General features: G+C 62.9%; 15 protein-coding genes. 6 read left to right on the forward strand and 9 right to left on the reverse strand.

What is annotated here, in order from left to right; genetic code table 11:
* Positions 1-14: 14 nt before the first annotated feature.
* Positions 15-257 (forward strand): CopG family ribbon-helix-helix protein, encoded by a 243-nt coding sequence (locus HMPREF2736_RS11855; protein WP_070570534.1) that lies wholly within the window; start codon positions 15-17, stop codon positions 255-257.
* Positions 244-588 (forward strand): type II toxin-antitoxin system PemK/MazF family toxin, encoded by a 345-nt coding sequence (locus HMPREF2736_RS01330; protein WP_070570536.1) that lies wholly within the window; start codon positions 244-246, stop codon positions 586-588. The genes HMPREF2736_RS11855 and HMPREF2736_RS01330 overlap by 14 nt, the downstream gene beginning before the upstream one ends.
* A 6-nt stretch (positions 589-594) precedes the next feature.
* Here HMPREF2736_RS01330 and HMPREF2736_RS01335 read toward each other — a convergent pair whose 3' ends face one another.
* The 3 genes from HMPREF2736_RS01335 to HMPREF2736_RS01345 form a co-directional block, all read right to left on the reverse strand.
* Positions 595-798, reverse strand: coding sequence for a biotin synthase auxiliary protein BsaP (locus tag HMPREF2736_RS01335; RefSeq protein WP_070570538.1), 204 nt, complete (start codon positions 796-798; stop codon positions 595-597).
* A 14-nt stretch (positions 799-812) separates the two neighbouring features.
* A complete protein-coding gene (gene bioB, locus HMPREF2736_RS01340) occupies positions 813-1,877 on the reverse strand; it encodes a biotin synthase BioB (protein ID WP_070828727.1) in 1,065 nt (354 codons plus the stop codon).
* A gap of 82 nt (positions 1,878-1,959) precedes the next feature.
* Positions 1,960-2,874 carry an exodeoxyribonuclease III gene (locus tag HMPREF2736_RS01345; RefSeq protein ID WP_070828728.1) on the reverse strand — a complete coding sequence of 305 codons (915 nt, stop codon included), beginning with the start codon at positions 2,872-2,874 and terminating at the stop codon, positions 1,960-1,962.
* A gap of 112 nt (positions 2,875-2,986) precedes the next feature.
* Here HMPREF2736_RS01345 and HMPREF2736_RS01350 point away from each other — a divergent pair, with 112 nt between their 5' ends.
* Entirely contained in the window at positions 2,987-5,170 is a 2,184-nt protein-coding gene (locus HMPREF2736_RS01350) for an NADP-dependent isocitrate dehydrogenase (RefSeq protein WP_070828729.1), read from the forward strand.
* Between the two features lie 216 nt (positions 5,171-5,386).
* Here the strand turns inward: HMPREF2736_RS01350 and HMPREF2736_RS11860 are convergent, their stop codons facing one another.
* Both HMPREF2736_RS11860 and ppc read right to left on the reverse strand, forming a co-directional pair.
* Positions 5,387-6,322, reverse strand: a complete 936-nt coding sequence (locus tag HMPREF2736_RS11860; protein ID WP_083322940.1) for a hypothetical protein — start codon at positions 6,320-6,322, stop codon at positions 5,387-5,389.
* A gap of 52 nt (positions 6,323-6,374) precedes the next feature.
* Positions 6,375-9,023, reverse strand: coding sequence for a phosphoenolpyruvate carboxylase (gene ppc, locus HMPREF2736_RS01360; protein WP_070828730.1), 2,649 nt, complete (start codon positions 9,021-9,023; stop codon positions 6,375-6,377).
* A gap of 206 nt (positions 9,024-9,229) precedes the next feature.
* Between ppc and HMPREF2736_RS01365 the strand changes: the two genes are divergently transcribed.
* Both HMPREF2736_RS01365 and HMPREF2736_RS01370 read left to right on the forward strand, forming a co-directional pair.
* Positions 9,230-10,552, forward strand: coding sequence for an O-acetylhomoserine/O-acetylserine sulfhydrylase (locus tag HMPREF2736_RS01365; RefSeq protein ID WP_070828731.1), 1,323 nt, complete (start codon positions 9,230-9,232; stop codon positions 10,550-10,552).
* Positions 10,553-11,689 carry a homoserine O-acetyltransferase MetX gene (locus HMPREF2736_RS01370; protein ID WP_070482415.1) on the forward strand — a complete coding sequence of 379 codons (1,137 nt, stop codon included), beginning with the start codon at positions 10,553-10,555 and terminating at the stop codon, positions 11,687-11,689.
* A 3-nt stretch (positions 11,690-11,692) separates the two neighbouring features.
* Here HMPREF2736_RS01370 and HMPREF2736_RS01375 read toward each other — a convergent pair whose 3' ends face one another.
* Positions 11,693-12,055: a DUF3017 domain-containing protein gene (locus HMPREF2736_RS01375; RefSeq protein ID WP_224213045.1), complete on the reverse strand. Its 363-nt coding sequence runs from the start codon at positions 12,053-12,055 to the stop codon at positions 11,693-11,695.
* A gap of 4 nt (positions 12,056-12,059) precedes the next feature.
* The gene (locus HMPREF2736_RS01380) at positions 12,060-12,938 is read right to left on the reverse strand and encodes a bifunctional methylenetetrahydrofolate dehydrogenase/methenyltetrahydrofolate cyclohydrolase (protein WP_141760958.1); all 879 of its coding nucleotides are present in this window, start codon (positions 12,936-12,938) and stop codon (positions 12,060-12,062) included.
* An 18-nt stretch (positions 12,939-12,956) separates the two neighbouring features.
* Here HMPREF2736_RS01380 and HMPREF2736_RS01385 point away from each other — a divergent pair, with 18 nt between their 5' ends.
* Complete coding sequence (locus tag HMPREF2736_RS01385; RefSeq protein ID WP_070828732.1) at positions 12,957-13,427, forward strand: tRNA (cytidine(34)-2'-O)-methyltransferase; 471 nt, start codon at positions 12,957-12,959, stop codon at positions 13,425-13,427.
* On the opposite strand, the gene HMPREF2736_RS01390 is transcribed toward HMPREF2736_RS01385, so the two are convergent.
* Entirely contained in the window at positions 13,374-14,768 is a 1,395-nt protein-coding gene (locus HMPREF2736_RS01390) for a PH domain-containing protein (RefSeq protein WP_141740851.1), read from the reverse strand. The two genes, HMPREF2736_RS01385 and HMPREF2736_RS01390, sit on opposite strands and share 54 nt — an antisense overlap.
* Positions 14,765-15,343 carry a PH domain-containing protein gene (locus HMPREF2736_RS01395; RefSeq protein ID WP_342027948.1) on the reverse strand — a complete coding sequence of 193 codons (579 nt, stop codon included), beginning with the start codon at positions 15,341-15,343 and terminating at the stop codon, positions 14,765-14,767. The genes HMPREF2736_RS01390 and HMPREF2736_RS01395 overlap by 4 nt, the downstream gene beginning before the upstream one ends.
* Positions 15,344-15,362 lie beyond the last annotated feature (19 nt).

Genomic DNA, 15,362 nt, shown 5'->3' on the forward strand with positions numbered 1-15,362 from the left:
GTACTATTCAGAGTATGAAAAATGGTATGAGAATCAGTGTGAGTTTAGGTCGGAACGAGCTCCAAACTCTGGATAACCTCGTTTCCGAGTTGGATTTGCGTTCTCGATCTGAAGGGATGCGCGAAGCGATCCTCGCCCTCCAGCGGGAATCACTCGCTAAAGCGTATGAAGAATGCTTCTCCGACCCGGAATGGAAAAAAGAAGCCGCCCTTTGGGATTCACTCGCTAATGAAGGGCTAGACAATGCTTCGCGGTGAAATTCGCCTCGTTGATTTCGAACCGGCGGTCGGACAGGAAGCCAACAAGACACGGCCCGCCGTGATCATCAGCAACGACACCGCGAATCAAGGCGCAGCGATACACGGCGGAATGATTACTGCCGTGCCGCTGACCTCAAATACTTCGAGAGTCTTCCCGTTTCAGACATACGTCGATTCCGAAGAGTCCGGCCTTCGAATTGATTCAAAAACTCAGCCGGAACTCATGCGTTCAGTGTCGGTCATGCGAGTCGGCAAGCGAGTGGGACGGCTTTCTCCCCGCCAAATGATGGAACTCGACGAAGCTATCCGCATCCATCTCGACCTTTAACGCCCCCTACTTCTCCAACCACTCGGAGCGCAGCAGCCCATGGCGGGAGCAGGCAGCCTCCCACGCCATCGGGCTGATTTTTACCACCATGCGCCGCTGGCATAGCGGGCAAATACGCGGCGCGTCGTAGGGCCTGGCCGGGTCGAGCGGCCAGGCGATCTCGCCGGACAGCACTGCGTCGGCGAGTTCCGTTGAATCCGGGATTTTCATCAGGGCCCGGCTAACTACAGCGACTTGATGGTGTCGTACAGAACACCGTGGCCGGAGTTCTGCTTCTCCCCCACCGGGGTGATGTTCAGGCTCAAGCCTGGCTTCGCCCCGCCTTCCAACACACGGTCAACGGCGTCGCGGTCCTTCTCCATCGGACGTCCAAACGTGGTCAGGTAATTACCGCCGATAATGGCATTCGCGCCGCCCATGAGTCCGGCTTCGGTGCCGTCGTCGCCAAGCGCGAGCTCTGTGCCACCGGCAAAACGGAGCTGGGTGGACGGCATGGCCAGGCGGAACGCGGCGACGGCGCGCAGCGCCTCACCTTGCGGCACCAGCGGGCGATCGGCGAACGGGGTGCCTGGGCGCGGGTCGAGGAAGTTCATCGGCACTTCATGCGGCTGGATTTCGGCCAGCTGGGTGGCGAACTCGGCGCGCTGCTCGATGGTCTCGCCGAGCCCGATGATGCCGCCGCAGCAGGTTTCCATGCCCTCTGCCAGGACGTTCTCCAGCGTATCCTTGCGCTCCTGCCAGGTGTGGGTGGTGACCACGTTGGGGAAGAACGACTCGGCGGTTTCGAAGTTGTGGTTGTAGCGCGACACGCCCATCTTGGCCAGTTGGCGGGCCTGGTCGCGGGTGAGGATGCCCAGCGATGCGGAGATGGAAATGTCCACCTCTTCCTGGATCGCAGTGACGGCCTCGGCGACCTGGTCCAGCAGCTGCTGGGTCGGGCCCTTGACGGCGGCGACGATGCAGAACTCGGAAGCGCCCATCTTCTCGGACTGCTTGGCAGCCTCGACGAGTTCGGCGATGTCCAAAGTCACGGCGCGCACGGGTGACTCGAACAGGCCGGACTGGGAACAGAAGTGGCAGTCTTCGGGGCAGCCGCCGGTCTTCAGGGAGATGATGCCTTCCAGCGAAACATCGACACCGCAATGTTTGATGCGCACCTGGTGGGCGAGGTCCAGCAGTTCAGGCAGGCGCTCGTCCTCAATGTTGAGGATCTGGACGAGTTCCTCCTTGTTTAGACCTTCGCCGTTTTCCAGGGCTTTTTCGCGGGCGATGTCAAGAATATCGGTCATGTGCGGGCTCCGTTCGCGTCGTTCACGTGATGGTTGCGCAACAGTTTAGCGCCCAATTGAACGGCGTTCAGGAAGACCCGGATTAACGATACTCAACCACAAGCGGCGAGTGGTCCGACCAGCGCTCTTCCACCGTCGGCGCCTTCTCCACCCAGGTGCGCTGCGCGCGTTCCAACATGTTCGCGGTGGCCGCCTGGACGTCGATGCGCCAACCCGCGTCGTTGTTAAACGCCTGGCCACGGAACGTCCACCAGGTGTACGGCGCGTCCTCCGGGTGCAGCCTGCGCGCGACGTCGAACCACTTCGGAGCACCATTTGCTTGACGACGACCCCCCGACCGGTACTCCACCGCCCCAGCCCATTCCACCGCAGCCTTGTCCTCTAGATCCTGCGCCTCCTCGTCCGGGAAGCAGCCGAACACCGCATCCATGAACGCGCGCTCGTGCGGCAAGAAACCGGACTTCTTCCGGTTCGTCTTCCAATTCTTCAGGTCCTCGCGGCGGTGGCAGATGTTCCAATCCCCACCGATCACCATGTCCGGGTACTCGCCCGCCCACTGTTCCAGCAGCGGCTCGAACTGGTCCAGGAAGCAGTACTTCTCGTCCTGCTTGGCCGTCTCGGCTGCCCCTGAGGGGAGGTAGAGGGAGGCGACACGGGTGTCGTCGTCAAGCGATGCTGCAATAAAGCGACCCGCATCCTCGAACTCAGGAATGCCGATCTCCACATCGCGCAGCGGGGTGCGCGACAGGATGCCCACGCCCGCGCGACCCTTTGCACCAGGTGTTTCAGCCGGCGCGACCTCCAAGTGCCACCCGTTTTCCAGCGCCGGGGCAAGCGCAGCACGCGCCTGATCTTCCGTGGCGCGCACCTCCTGCATCAGCACCACATCAGCCGGATTCTCGTTCAACCAGGCCAACATGCCCGGATTGTTCTCGTTGCGGACCTTCGTGGCGGCACGGATGCCGTTGACGTTGACGGATGCAATGGTAAGGCTCATGGGCCAAGACCTTACCTATCCCGTACCTCTCCCGGCCCTATCGCCAGACAGGGCCGTGGTGGGACGGTACTCTGGTGGGTTGAAGTCAGGAACCTTACAACAAAGGAGCATTATGGCGAAGATCATTTGGACTCGTACCGACGAAGCACCGCTGCTTGCGACGTACTCCCTCAAGCCGATCGTGGAGGCATTCGCTTCCCGCGCAGGCATCGAGGTCGACACCGCAGACATCTCGCTGGCAGGCCGCATCCTCGCACAGTTCCCGGATCGCCTCGGCGACAAGAAGGTCGACGACGCACTCGCACAGCTCGGTGAGCTGGCAAAGACCCCGGAAGCCAACATCATCAAGCTTCCGAACATTTCCGCTTCCCTCGTGCAGCTGAAGAAGGCCATCGCTGAACTGCAGGCCGCAGGCTTCGACATCCCGGACTACGAGGACGCACAGGACAAGTACGACGCAGTCAAGGGCTCCGCCGTGAACCCGGTCCTGCGTGAGGGCAACTCCGACCGCCGCGCCCCGGAGGCCGTGAAGAACTACACCAAGAAGCACCCGCACTCCATGGGCGCTTGGTCGAAGGACTCCAAGACCAACGTTGCCACCATGGGCGCTGGCGACTTCCGCCACAACGAGAAGTCCGTCATCATGCCGGCCGAGGACACCCTGACCATCAAGCTCGTCACCGCTGATGGCGAGCAGGTGCTCAAGGACGGCCTGAAGGTTGAAAAGGGCGAGGTCATCGACGGCACCTTCATGTCCGCGAAGGCTCTGGATGCGTTCCTGCTGGACGCCGTGAAGAAGGCCAAGGAAGAGGGCGTGCTCTTCTCCGCTCACCTCAAGGCCACCATGATGAAGGTCTCCGACCCGATCATCTTCGGCCACGTCGTGCGCGCATTCTTCAAGGATGTCTACGACAAGTACGGCGAGGAGCTTCTCGACGCCGGCCTCAACGGCGAAAACGGCCTCGGCGCAATCTACGAAGGCCTTGCTGATCTGCCGAACGGCGAAGAGATCCGCGCAGCCTTCGACCAGGCCCTGCAGGACGGCCCGGCACTGGCACAGGTGAACTCCGCAAAGGGCATCACCAACCTCCACGTCCCGTCCGACGTGATCATCGACGCCTCCATGCCGGCCATGATCCGCACCTCCGGCCACATGTGGAACGCCGACGACCAGGAGCAGGACACCCTGGCCGTCATCCCGGATTCCTCCTACGCCGGCGTGTACCAGACGGTTATCGACGACTGCCGCGAAAACGGCGCATACGACCCGACCACCATGGGCACCGTCCCGAACGTCGGCCTCATGGCAAAGAAGGCTGAGGAGTACGGCTCCCACGACAAGACCTTCAAGATCCCGGCCGACGGCAAGGTCCAGGTAGTCAACGCTGCTGGCGACGTGCTGATCGAGCACGACGTCGAGGCTGGCGATATCTGGCGCGCATGCCAGACCAAGGACGCCCCGATCCAGGACTGGGTCAAGCTGGCCGTCAACCGCGCACGCCTGTCCGGCATGAAGACCATCTTCTGGCTGGACGAAGAGCGCGCACACGACCGCAACCTCATCGAACTGGTGAAGAAGTACCTGCAGGACCACGACACCGACGGCCTGGACATCTCCATCGCCTCCCCGGTCGAGGCCACCAAGATCTCCGTCGAGCGCATCCGCCGCGGCGAGGACACCATCTCCGTGACCGGCAACGTGCTCCGTGACTACAACACCGACCTTTTCCCGATCCTCGAGCTGGGCACCTCCGCGAAGATGCTCTCCGTCGTCCCGCTGATGGCTGGCGGCGGCCTGTTCGAGACCGGTGCCGGCGGCTCCGCCCCGAAGCACGTCCAGCAGGTCCAGGAAGAAAACCACCTGCGTTGGGACTCCCTCGGTGAGTACCTCGCACTGGCCGAGTCCTTCCGCCACGAGAAGAACACCAACGGCAACGAGAAGGCTGGCGTCCTTGCCGCCGCTCTGGACAAGGCAACCGAGAAGCTGCTGGATGAGGGCAAGTCCCCGTCCCGCAAGGTCAACGAAATCGACGACCGCGGCTCCCACTTCTGGCTCTCCCTGTACTGGGCAGAGGCACTGGCAGCCCAGACCGACGACGCCGAACTGGCTGAGGTCTTCGGCCCGATTGCGAAGGACCTGCGCGACAACGCCGAAGCGATCGACTCTGAGCTGCTCGCTGCCCAGGGCAACGCTGCCGACCTCGGCGGCTACTACTGGCCGGACGACGCCAAGACCTCCGCGGTCATGCGTCCGTCCGCAACCTTTAACAAGATCATCGACGCACTGGAGAAGTAAGCGCTCGGTTTGATCGGCCCCGGTCACTGTTTCCACACAGTGGCCGGGGCTTTTGCTGTTCGTCGCGTCAGGCCTCCCTGGGTGCTGCCCCTGGCTACCCCTAGATGGTAACCACCAGATGGTAATCCGCCGAGTACCTGGACCGCAGTGCTCGCCCGTACTCGGCTGATTACCATCCTCCGGTTACCATCCTCGGCGAAGAGCGGGTGCAACTGCTCACGCGAGGGCTGCTCGACGGCCAGCGATGGTGGCGAGAACCTCTCGGACGAACTTCTCAGGATGCCGGCGTAGGAAATCCGGCGAGTAGCGGAGGAATACGTATCCTCGGTTGGCGATCATCTTCTGTCGCTCGAACTCTTCCTGTCGCGCGCGTTCGGCGTTGGGGCCCTGGTATTTCACGTTGCCGTCGATCTCAATGAGTAACCAGCCATCGATGCAAAGATCTGCGAAGCGTCCAGCCACTTCGTACTGCGTAAGCAAAGGACCGATCCCGGCACGGATCAGCAGGGCGCGCGCGAACGATTCGTAGGGCGACCCGGAGTCCGGAACACAGTGTCGGATGCACTCCCGGACCACGGCAACGCCTTTCAACCTGCCAAGTTGCGACGCCTCGCGTTCAAGGAGTTCAAGCGTAAACCCACTGCGCCGAAGGTAGTCCGCTGCGACGAGCCCCTCGACGAAGCCGTGGTGACGGGCGATGTCAGCGAACGTTCGGAAACCGTTGGTAACCCGGTGGCCGTCGCGCAACGAGATTTCGTTGCTACGCAGCACCATGCGCCGAAACAAAAGCCCCTCTAAGTTTCGACGAGTGGGCGAGCTCCCTCTGGAAGGCAGACACAGTTCGACGGGCTCCTCCGTCGTGCTGATCACCCACATGCCGTGCATGCGCGCGGCCGATCTGCCGACTAGCACTGCTTCCCTGCTCATCATCGCAGCAGCTTCGACGCGCAGCCATTGTCGTTCGTGGAACTTTAGCTCTTTCCAGCTCGTCTCCGGATACACAATGCTTGTGTCGAGCACCCGATATGGCCCTCGGAGTTTGTCGAGTGCTTTGTGGGAGAGCAGCCGTTTGTCCACAATCCCCCGCCGCAGTTCCTCCTTCCGTTCATCCCACCGTTGCAGTTGTGCCTTGTTTTCTTTGTCAATCCCCATACCAGTTCTGACGGTGAAAACCTGGCACCGGTTCCCTCCCGCAGCAGGAAATCTACCCTGCGTTGCGCAGTGCGGTGGCCAGCCCGTTCATGGTGACCTGGATCGTCTTCGGGACGAGGAAGGCCTCGTCGCCGGCGCGGTAACGGCGCAGCAGCTCAAGCTGGACGGCGTTGAGCGGCAACAGGTAGGGGTAGCGACGTTTTAGGGATCGGGCCTGTCGCTGGTTTTCGGCGACCAGGTCCGTATGTCCGGTGATGCGGAAGTAGATCTGCTTGGTGCGCTCGAATTCATCGGCGATAAGGAAGTAGATGCGTTCGGCTACCTCGCGGTCCTCCACTAGGTCGGCATAGAGGCGGGCCAGCGACATCTCTGCTTTAGCCATGACTTGGGCCATGTTGGACATCACGGAGCGGAAGAACGGCCAGTCGCGGTAGAGTTCGCGAAGTTCCTCCCAGCGGTCTTCGTCTTCCCCAGCCCAGCGCTCGACTGCAGTACCGACGCCGAACCAGCCCGGCACGTTGGTACGCGACTGCGCCCAAGACAGCACCCAGGGGATGGCGCGGAGGTCGGAAATCGCGGTGGTCTGTTTGCGTGACGCCGGGCGGGAGCCGAGGTTGAGCTCGCCGATCTCGTGCAGCGGGGTGGACTGGGTGAAGTAGTCGATAAACCCGGGATCACCGATGAGCTCGTTGTACTTTTCGCCGGAGTAGGCGGCAAGCGTGCGCATGATGTCGTAGGCGCGGGTCGGGTCTTCAATAGGTTCGGTATCCAGGAAGGATGCCTCCAGGGTGCCGGCGACGAAGGCTTCGAGGTGGCGGCGGGCGGTCTCTGGCGATCCGTACTTGGCGGAGATGATCTCGCCCTGCTCGGTGATGCGGATGGAGCCGTCGACGGCACCCTTGGGCTGAGCGAGGATCGCGTCGTAGGTGGGCCCGCCACCGCGGCCGACTGCCCCGCCGCGGCCGTGCGCGAGTCGAAGGCGGATGCCGTGCCGGTTGCAGAGGTCGACCAGGGCGAGTTCGGCGTCGTAAAGCGCCCAGTTCGCTTGCAGGTAGCCGCCGTCCTTGTTGGAGTCGGAGTAGCCGAGCATGACCTCCTGGATGTCACCGCGGGCGCGCAGATGTTCGCGGTAGAACGGCAGCGACCAGAGGTCTTCGAGGATGCTGGCGCCGTGTGCGAGGTCCTCGATGGTTTCAAACAGCGGGACGACGTTGACGTCGCTCAGGCCGACCTCTTTGAGCAGGACCATGGGCTCCAAAATGTCGGAGACGGCACCGGTCATGGCGATGATGCACTGCGCGATCGCCCCCTGGCCCAAGTCCCGAACGGCGCGGGCGGCGGCGGTGAGGATGCCCATTTCCTTGCGGGTGTCGTCGCTAAGCAGTGCTTCGGCGCGCAGCAGCGGACGCGGGGTGCGCAGCTCCTCGACGAGTACCTCCACGCGGTCCTCTTCAGCGAGCGCGGCGTAGTTATCGCACACGCCGGCAACCGCAAGCACTTCGGTCACGACTTTTTCAAAGGATTCGGAGTTTTGGCGCAGGTCAAGCGTGTACAGGTGGAAGCCGAAGGTGGTCACGGCGGAGCGCAGGCGGCCCAGCCGGTCATCGGCAATGATGGCGCCGCCGTGGGCACGAAGGGAGGCGTCGGTCACGTCCAAGTCTGCGAGCAGCTCGCCCGGTTCCGCATACGGCGAGCCCGTGGTCACCGAGCCAGCGAGCAACTCGCGCGTAGCGACGACACGGTGGCGGATGCCAAAAATGGCCCGGCGGTAGGGCTCATCGACGCGGGACTCGGCGGTGTTGTTGGCGGCATCCGCAAGCCGGGAAAGCTCCTCCGAGCAGGTGGAATAGCGGTCTGAAAGCGACAGCTCGCGCTCCAACTCACCCAGCTCATCGATGTAGTAGCTGAGCACAGTATCGGCGGCTTGGCGGGTGGCATACGTGAGCGTTTCGGCATTCACGTACGGGTTGCCGTCATGGTCGCCGCCGATCCAGGAACCCGGGCGCATCACGGGGGTGAGGGCGAGGTCGCGGCCAAAGGTGTCGCGAAGTTCGTAGCGGATTGCGCGGTTGATCGCCGGGATCTGCTCAAGCAGGGAGAGCTTGTAATAGCGCAGGCCGACGTCAATCTCGTCCTCAAGACGCGGGCGGGCGATGCGGATCAGCGCGGTCTGCCACATCAGGGTCATGCGCAGCTCCATCTCGCGTTCGATGGCTGCCGGGTCGGCACCAGCGTGGAGTTCACTCAGCAAGCGCTTGATGTGGGTCTGGGTGTCGAAGACGGTGCGGCGACGGGTCTCAGTCGGGTGCGCAGTGAGCACCGGAGAGACCTGCGCCCCGGCGATAAGGTCGGCGACCTTGTCAGCGTCCACGCCGCTGTCTTTCAGGTGCGCGAAGCTTGTGCGTAGCGAGACCGGTGCGGCGGCCTTCTCGTCGTCAAGATCCTCAACCAAGTTAGCCAGCAGCGCGAAGTGGCTAAATGCGCGTGCGACGAGGTTCACTTTGGTGATGTCCATATCGCGGAAGACTGCGAGCAGGTCTTCCGGGGTGGCGTCCCCGTGGGCGATGTCGAAGGCGGTGCGGCGGGTGGATTCGACCAGGTCGAAGATCTCCTGCCCTTCCTGCTCGGCAAGCACGCGGCCGAGTACCCGGCCTAGGAGTCGGATGTCTTCACGGACGTGATCGGCAGGCTGAGCAGACACGGAGGCTTCCTTCAACTACGGCGCGACTAAGACGTCACGGGCGCGACGTGCTTAGTAAACGTAGCCAAGTTCTACTCCCCTGTCTCGACATCGGAGGTCGAACGATCGCGAGCTGGGATATTTGCACTATTTTTATTCAGCCCCTCAACTCGCAAAATAGACCGCTTGGTACACAACTACAGACCAAGCGGGCTACATTGCGACGCATGGGAAACTACGACAACTCCAACGCACAAGAATGGTCCTTTGGTACGCGCTCGATCCACGCGGGCCAGCAAGTCGATCAGGATTACGGCGCTCGTAACCAGCCGATTTACATGACCACCAGCTACGTGTTCGACGACGCACAGCACGCGGAGAACCGTTTCAACCTCTCGGATGCAGGCCCGATTTACACCCGCCTAACCAACCCGACGCAGCAGGCACTCGAAGACCGTCTCGCCTCGCTGGAGGGCGGCGTGGCGGCCACGGCGTTCGCCTCCGGCATGGCTGCGGAGACCGCTGCGATTCTTACTCTGGCGCAGGCTGGCGACCACGTTGTTACTTCCCCGCGCCTCTACGGCGGCACTGAGACGCTGTTCCAGCACACGTTGCCGAAGTTGGGCATTGAGTTCACCTTCGTGGAAAACCCGGACGACCCGGCAAGCTGGCAGGCTGCCGTCCAGCCGAACACGCGGGCGTTTTACGGCGAGACGTTCGGCAACCCGATCGCGGACGTGCTGGACATCCCGGCCATTGCAGAGGTGGCCCATAACAATCAGGTGCCGTTGATCGTCGATAACACGATGGCCACTGCCGCTTTGGTCAAGCCGCTGGAGTTGGGCGCGGACATCGTGGTCGTGTCCACGACGAAGTTCTATACCGGCAACGGTGCTGCGATTGGCGGCGCGATTATCGACGGCGGCAAGTTCGACTGGACCGTCCAGCGCGACGGCAAGGACGTCTTCCCACTGTTTACCACCCCGGATCCGGCGTACCACGGCCTGAAGTACGCGGACCTGGGCGCCCCGGCGTTCGCGCTGCGTGCCCGCGCCGGTTTGCTGCGCGACACGGGTGCGGCGATTTCGCCGTTCAACGCGTGGGTTGCGCTGCAGGGTATTGATACGTTGGCGCTTCGCGTGGAAAAGCACAATGCGAACGCGCTGAAGGTGGCGGAGTTCCTGGCGGGCCACGACAAGGTGGCCAAGGTCAACTACGCGGGCCTCGACGACTCGCCGTACAAGGCGACGAAGGACAAGTTGGGCCTGAAGTACACCGGCTCGGTGCTCTCCTTCGACATCGCGGGCGATCAGGATGACAAGACGAACGCGTGGAAGTTCATCGACGCGCTGAAGCTGCACTCCAACCTGGCCAACATCGGCGACGTGCGCTCGCTTGTGGTGCACCCGGCGTCGACCACGCACTCCCAGTCGGACGCTGCGGGTCTTGCCCGCGCTGGCATTACGCAGGCCACGGTGCGTTTGTCTGTCGGCATCGAGGATGTCGAGGACATTATTGCGGACCTCGAGCGCGGTTTCACGGCGGTCTAAATGCTGGCTTCCGAAGGGCAGCTCGCCACGGTCGCCATCGGCGATGTTGTCACTGAAGCCGGCGAGGTGATCGCGGATACGCGCATTGCTTATCGACGATGGGGCGCACTGCAAGGCGACCCCAACGGCGTCAACAACGTGATCCTCGTCGAACACGCATTGACCGGCGACAGTGACGCCGCCGACTGGTGGTCCGAAGCCATCGGCCCAGGCAAGGCGCTAGACACCGACGAGTGGTGCGTGATCTGCACGAACGCACTCGGGTCGTGTTACGGCTCCACCGGCCCCGCGAGCGAGCACCCGGACGGCGGCGTGTGGGGATCGCGCTTCCCCGCCATCACGATCCGCGACATGGTGCACGCCGAGCACGCCTTCCTTGACCGTCTCGGCATTGGGCGCGTCCACGCGGTCATCGGTGGATCCATGGGCGGCGCGCGCACTCTGGAGTGGACGCTGCTCTACCCCGAGCAAGCCGACTACGCGCTGGTGCTGGCCGTGTCTGCCCGAGCAAGCGCCTGGCAAATCGGTATCCAAACCGCGCAGATCACCTCGATCACCCAGGACCCAGCCTGGCAGGGTGGCGACTACCACGGCACCGGCCAGTCGCCCGACGCAGGCCTTGCCGCCGCGCGCAGGATCGCCCACCTGACCTACCGCGGCGAGCTGGAAATCGACGAGCGCTTCGGCACCTCCGCCCAAACCGGCGAAAACCCACTCGGGCCATTCCGCCAAGACGACCAGCGCTTCGCCGTCCAGTCCTATCTGGAGCACCAGGGCAAGAAACTCACCGAGCGTTTCGACGCCGCCTGCTACGTCACCCTCACCGAAGCCCTCAACCGCCACGACATCGGCCGAGGCCGCGGCGGGCTGAACAAGGCGTTGGCATCTTCAACCGTGCCGACGATGATCGTCGGCGTCGACACCGACATCTTGTACCCCTACCACCAGCAGGAACACATCTCCCGAAACCTGGGCAACCTGCTAGCTATGTCGAAGTTGTCCTCCCCCGTCGGCCACGACGCCTTCCTCGTGGAGGCACGCCAGATGGATCGGATTCTGCGCAACTTCATCAAACTCACCCACGAAATCCCGCCCGCCCGCGAGATCGCGTCACGCTACGGCGACTACGCGATCTAGGAGTTAAGACCCCAGCGCATCCACCGACCAGGACAGCCACATCATGGTGGCGCCAAGGGCGGTGGTGAACATGGCGTCGAAACGCTTGGAGCGCACCGCGACCAGACCAATAACCTTGGAGTCGCAGGTCAAGCGCACCAGCGTGAGCCACAGCAGGGCCGCGCCAAGGGTGAACGTGGCGCGACGCCAGTGCTCGGTAGCGGCGAAGATGCCGGAAATGACGAACCCGACAACAAACAGGGCAACCCCGACGCGCTGCGCCCACAATGGCAGGCGTGACGGGGCGTTGCCGCGGTCGTGAGGGTTATCCAGCGTCAACCCCGGTGGCAGCGAAGTCCCAGGGAGCTGGATGCGGGTGCTTCCCACGTTGTTACGCGTCCTGGTTTGCTTGCTGGTTCACGCCGGCTTGGCGCTCGGCGCTTTCGACGATGTTGCGCACCAGGAACGTGCGCGTCATCGGGCCGACACCGCCCGGGTTCGGGGAGACCCAACCGGCCTTCTCCCACACGTCGGGGTGCAGGTCGCCGACGGTTTTGCCGTCGACGCGGGAGACGCCGACGTCGAGAAGCGCCGCGCCTTCCTTGATCATGTCGGCGGTGATCATGTGTGGCTTGCCAGCGGCAGCGATGATCACGTCCGCGCGGCGAGTCTCCGCAGCGAGATCCTTGGTGCCGGTGTGGCACAGCACGGTGGTGGCGTTGACATCGCGAGAGGTCAGCATCAGGGAAATCGGGCGCCCCACGGTCACGCCGCGGCCGATGACGCACACGATCGCGCCGTTGAGGTCCACGCCGAAGCGCTCGAGCAGCTTGATGGAGCCGTTCGGGGTGCACGGCAGTGGCGCCGGCTCGTTGAGGACGAGTTTGCCCAGGTTCACCGGGTGGAGGCCGTCGGCGTCCTTGTCCGGGTCAATCAACTCCAGGATCCGGTTCTCATCCAGGTGCTTCGGCAGCGGCAACTGGACGATGTAGCCGGTGACGGAATCGTCGCGGTTGAGCTCGTCGATAACCGCCTCAAGCTCCTTTTGAGTGGTCTCCGCAGGCAGGTGCTTCTGAATGGAGGCAATGCCGAGCTCTTCGCAGTCCTTGTGCTTCATGCGCACGTAGTTCTGGCTGGCGGGGTCTTCGCCGACAAGCACCGTCGCCAGACCCGGGGTCACCCCCTGTTCCTTCAGTCGCGCCACGCGCTCGCGCAGGTCCGCGAAAATCTCCTCGCGGTAGAGTTTTCCGTCCAGTTTGATCGCAGTCACGGCCCCAATCCTAGACTCTTGTGCGTGCTCCACATCATCTATGACAATCCGGCCATTGGCGGCAATGCTGGCGCGGCGATCCGCCTTGCGGCAAATACCGGCGCGCAGCTGCATTTCGTCGAGCCGCTCGGCTTCAATTTTGACGACAAACACCTCAAACGCGCAGGCCTGGACTACCACGATCTTGCAGACGTGGTCATCCACCCCAACATCGACGCCTGCTTCGACGCGTTGGAAGGCTCACGCGTTTTCGCGTTCACCGCGCACACCGACCACCACTACCACGAGGTGCAATACCAGGACGGCGACGCGTTGCTGTTCGGCAACGAGGCCAACGGCATCCCGGAGGAGCACCTCGCCCACCCGCGGATTACGTGTCAGGTGCGGATTCCGATGCTGCCGTCGCGGCGCAGTATGAACCTGACGAACTCGGCGTCAGTCGCCATCTACGAGGCCTGGCGCCAGCTCGGGTTCCCCGGCGCTTTGTGACAGCGGCGGCAACTCGCGGGCGCGCAGCTTATCGACGAGCCCACGCGCCTGGTCCTCCTCCAAATCCCGACACGTCACGCTGAAGGCGCCGGGCACCAGGTCCAGGTCAATGCTGGCCAGGCCGAGCTTTCGCTGTAGCGGGTCCTGGTTAAAGGTCAGTTCCTGGATGTGTGGGACGTCCACCATCTGGAACCAGCGCCCGATCCGCCCTGCCGTTGTCGTGACCGCGTCGGCGCGGACCTTGACCGTTTGACGTTTCCAGTCGAACGGCGAGATCCACCGGGCGCTGCGCGGGGAGCGGAAATCTACGTTGTCCAGATCAGTCAGTTCTGCGCCGGTTAGCGGACCGACTGCATCGATCACGGCCATCGCCTGTTCCCACGTCCCCACTGGCAGAATCTTCGACGTGCCGGTTTGCTTGTTACGTTCCGAGCCATAACCCGCCGCCACCACAGAGACCGTCCACCATCCGAACGGGCGCCAGAACATTGGCTGGCGCAACTGCACCGCGTGGATACGCGAGCGAGGCATTGCTTGCCGACGACGATTCGCCAACCCATACGTCAAGTGGAACACCTCCCCGTCCTTCGTCGCGTTGAAGCGCCACGACTGATCGATCGTGCGCCAAATGCGGGGCATGAAACCCACCACAACCGGGATGATCGCCGCGGCGGTCACATCCGTCCACAGTGGAATCGTCGACCACGCCAGTGTGAATACGGTCGACATTTGCAATGTGGTGCCGATCAGCGAGCGGCGAATCGGGATCGGCGGCACCAACATGTTCGGTGCGTATTCGGCCCCGGCAGCGGCGGCGCTCTCAAGCGAACGCTTTACTGGCCCGTCAATGCGGGCCAGGATCTGCGCGCGGACCTCTTCTGCTTCCTCGCGCGGAAGGTATGTGATGTCCAAACCTGAACTGGCGCTGCCTGCGGCCTCGATACGCACGGAGGCAAGCCCAAACAGTCGCGGTGCAAAGGATTCGACTACGTCAACTGCCTGAACACGGTCGTAGCGCGCGGTGCGGATTTGGTTGGTAAGCACACCGCGGCGGGTCTCCACCTCTTCGTCGCCTACCTTAAATCCGCTGCGACGCCACCACACCTGGGACACCGCGAAAATCACCACGAGCGCAGCCACAAGGCCTGCGGCTGCCCATGCAATGTCGGTGGGGCCGACGTTTTCGCGCTGCATCCACCGATAAATCGGCATGGTGAAGTTGAACAGGGCGAGTGTCGCTAGAGCCAGCATGAACGTCCACACACGCAACAATGGCGTGAGCCTATGGACGTGGCGGTAGCCCTCCATGCCGGGAATCGTCGATACGCGTCCGCTTGTCACAGCCCACTCATCCGCTCACGAGCCTTCAGCGCAAGGCGATCCCGCAACGCATCCGCATCCGCCGCAAGCAGTCCCGGCAGATCCGAGTTGGACGAATTCGACGCCGTATGCACCGTCAGCTCCTTCAGCCCCAGGGCACGTGTGATCGGCCCCGACTGCACATCCACGAACTGAATGCGCCCGTACGGAATCACCGTGATCGTGTGGAACATCTTGCCGGTGCTCAGCACCAGTTCGTCCTCGGTCTCCAGCCAACCCATGTTGCGGACCTGGTACGGGATAAGGAAGAAGCGCCAGATGAAGATCACCGTGAAAATCCCCAGCGGGATCAGGAATCCCCAGCCCCACTCGCGGTAGGCCAAATACAGGCCACCGCACACACCGATGGTCCACAGGGCATTCGACACCAGCATCGGCCACATCAACTTCGGCGACACTTTGTGCATCTCCTCGACCGAGGATGGCAAAGGCTGCACCGGGCTATGCACGCCGGTAGTGGGCTGGCCTGCAGTGTTCGGGCCTGCAGTGTTTGGTCCGGGGTGATGTTCAGGGCTTCCGCTGAGCGCTTCAGACATGGCGATCACGCTACCAGCA

Origin of the sequence: Corynebacterium sp. HMSC036E10 (assembly GCF_001836265.1) — a bacterium.
In the GTDB taxonomy this organism is placed as follows: domain Bacteria; phylum Actinomycetota; class Actinomycetes; order Mycobacteriales; family Mycobacteriaceae; genus Corynebacterium; species Corynebacterium coyleae.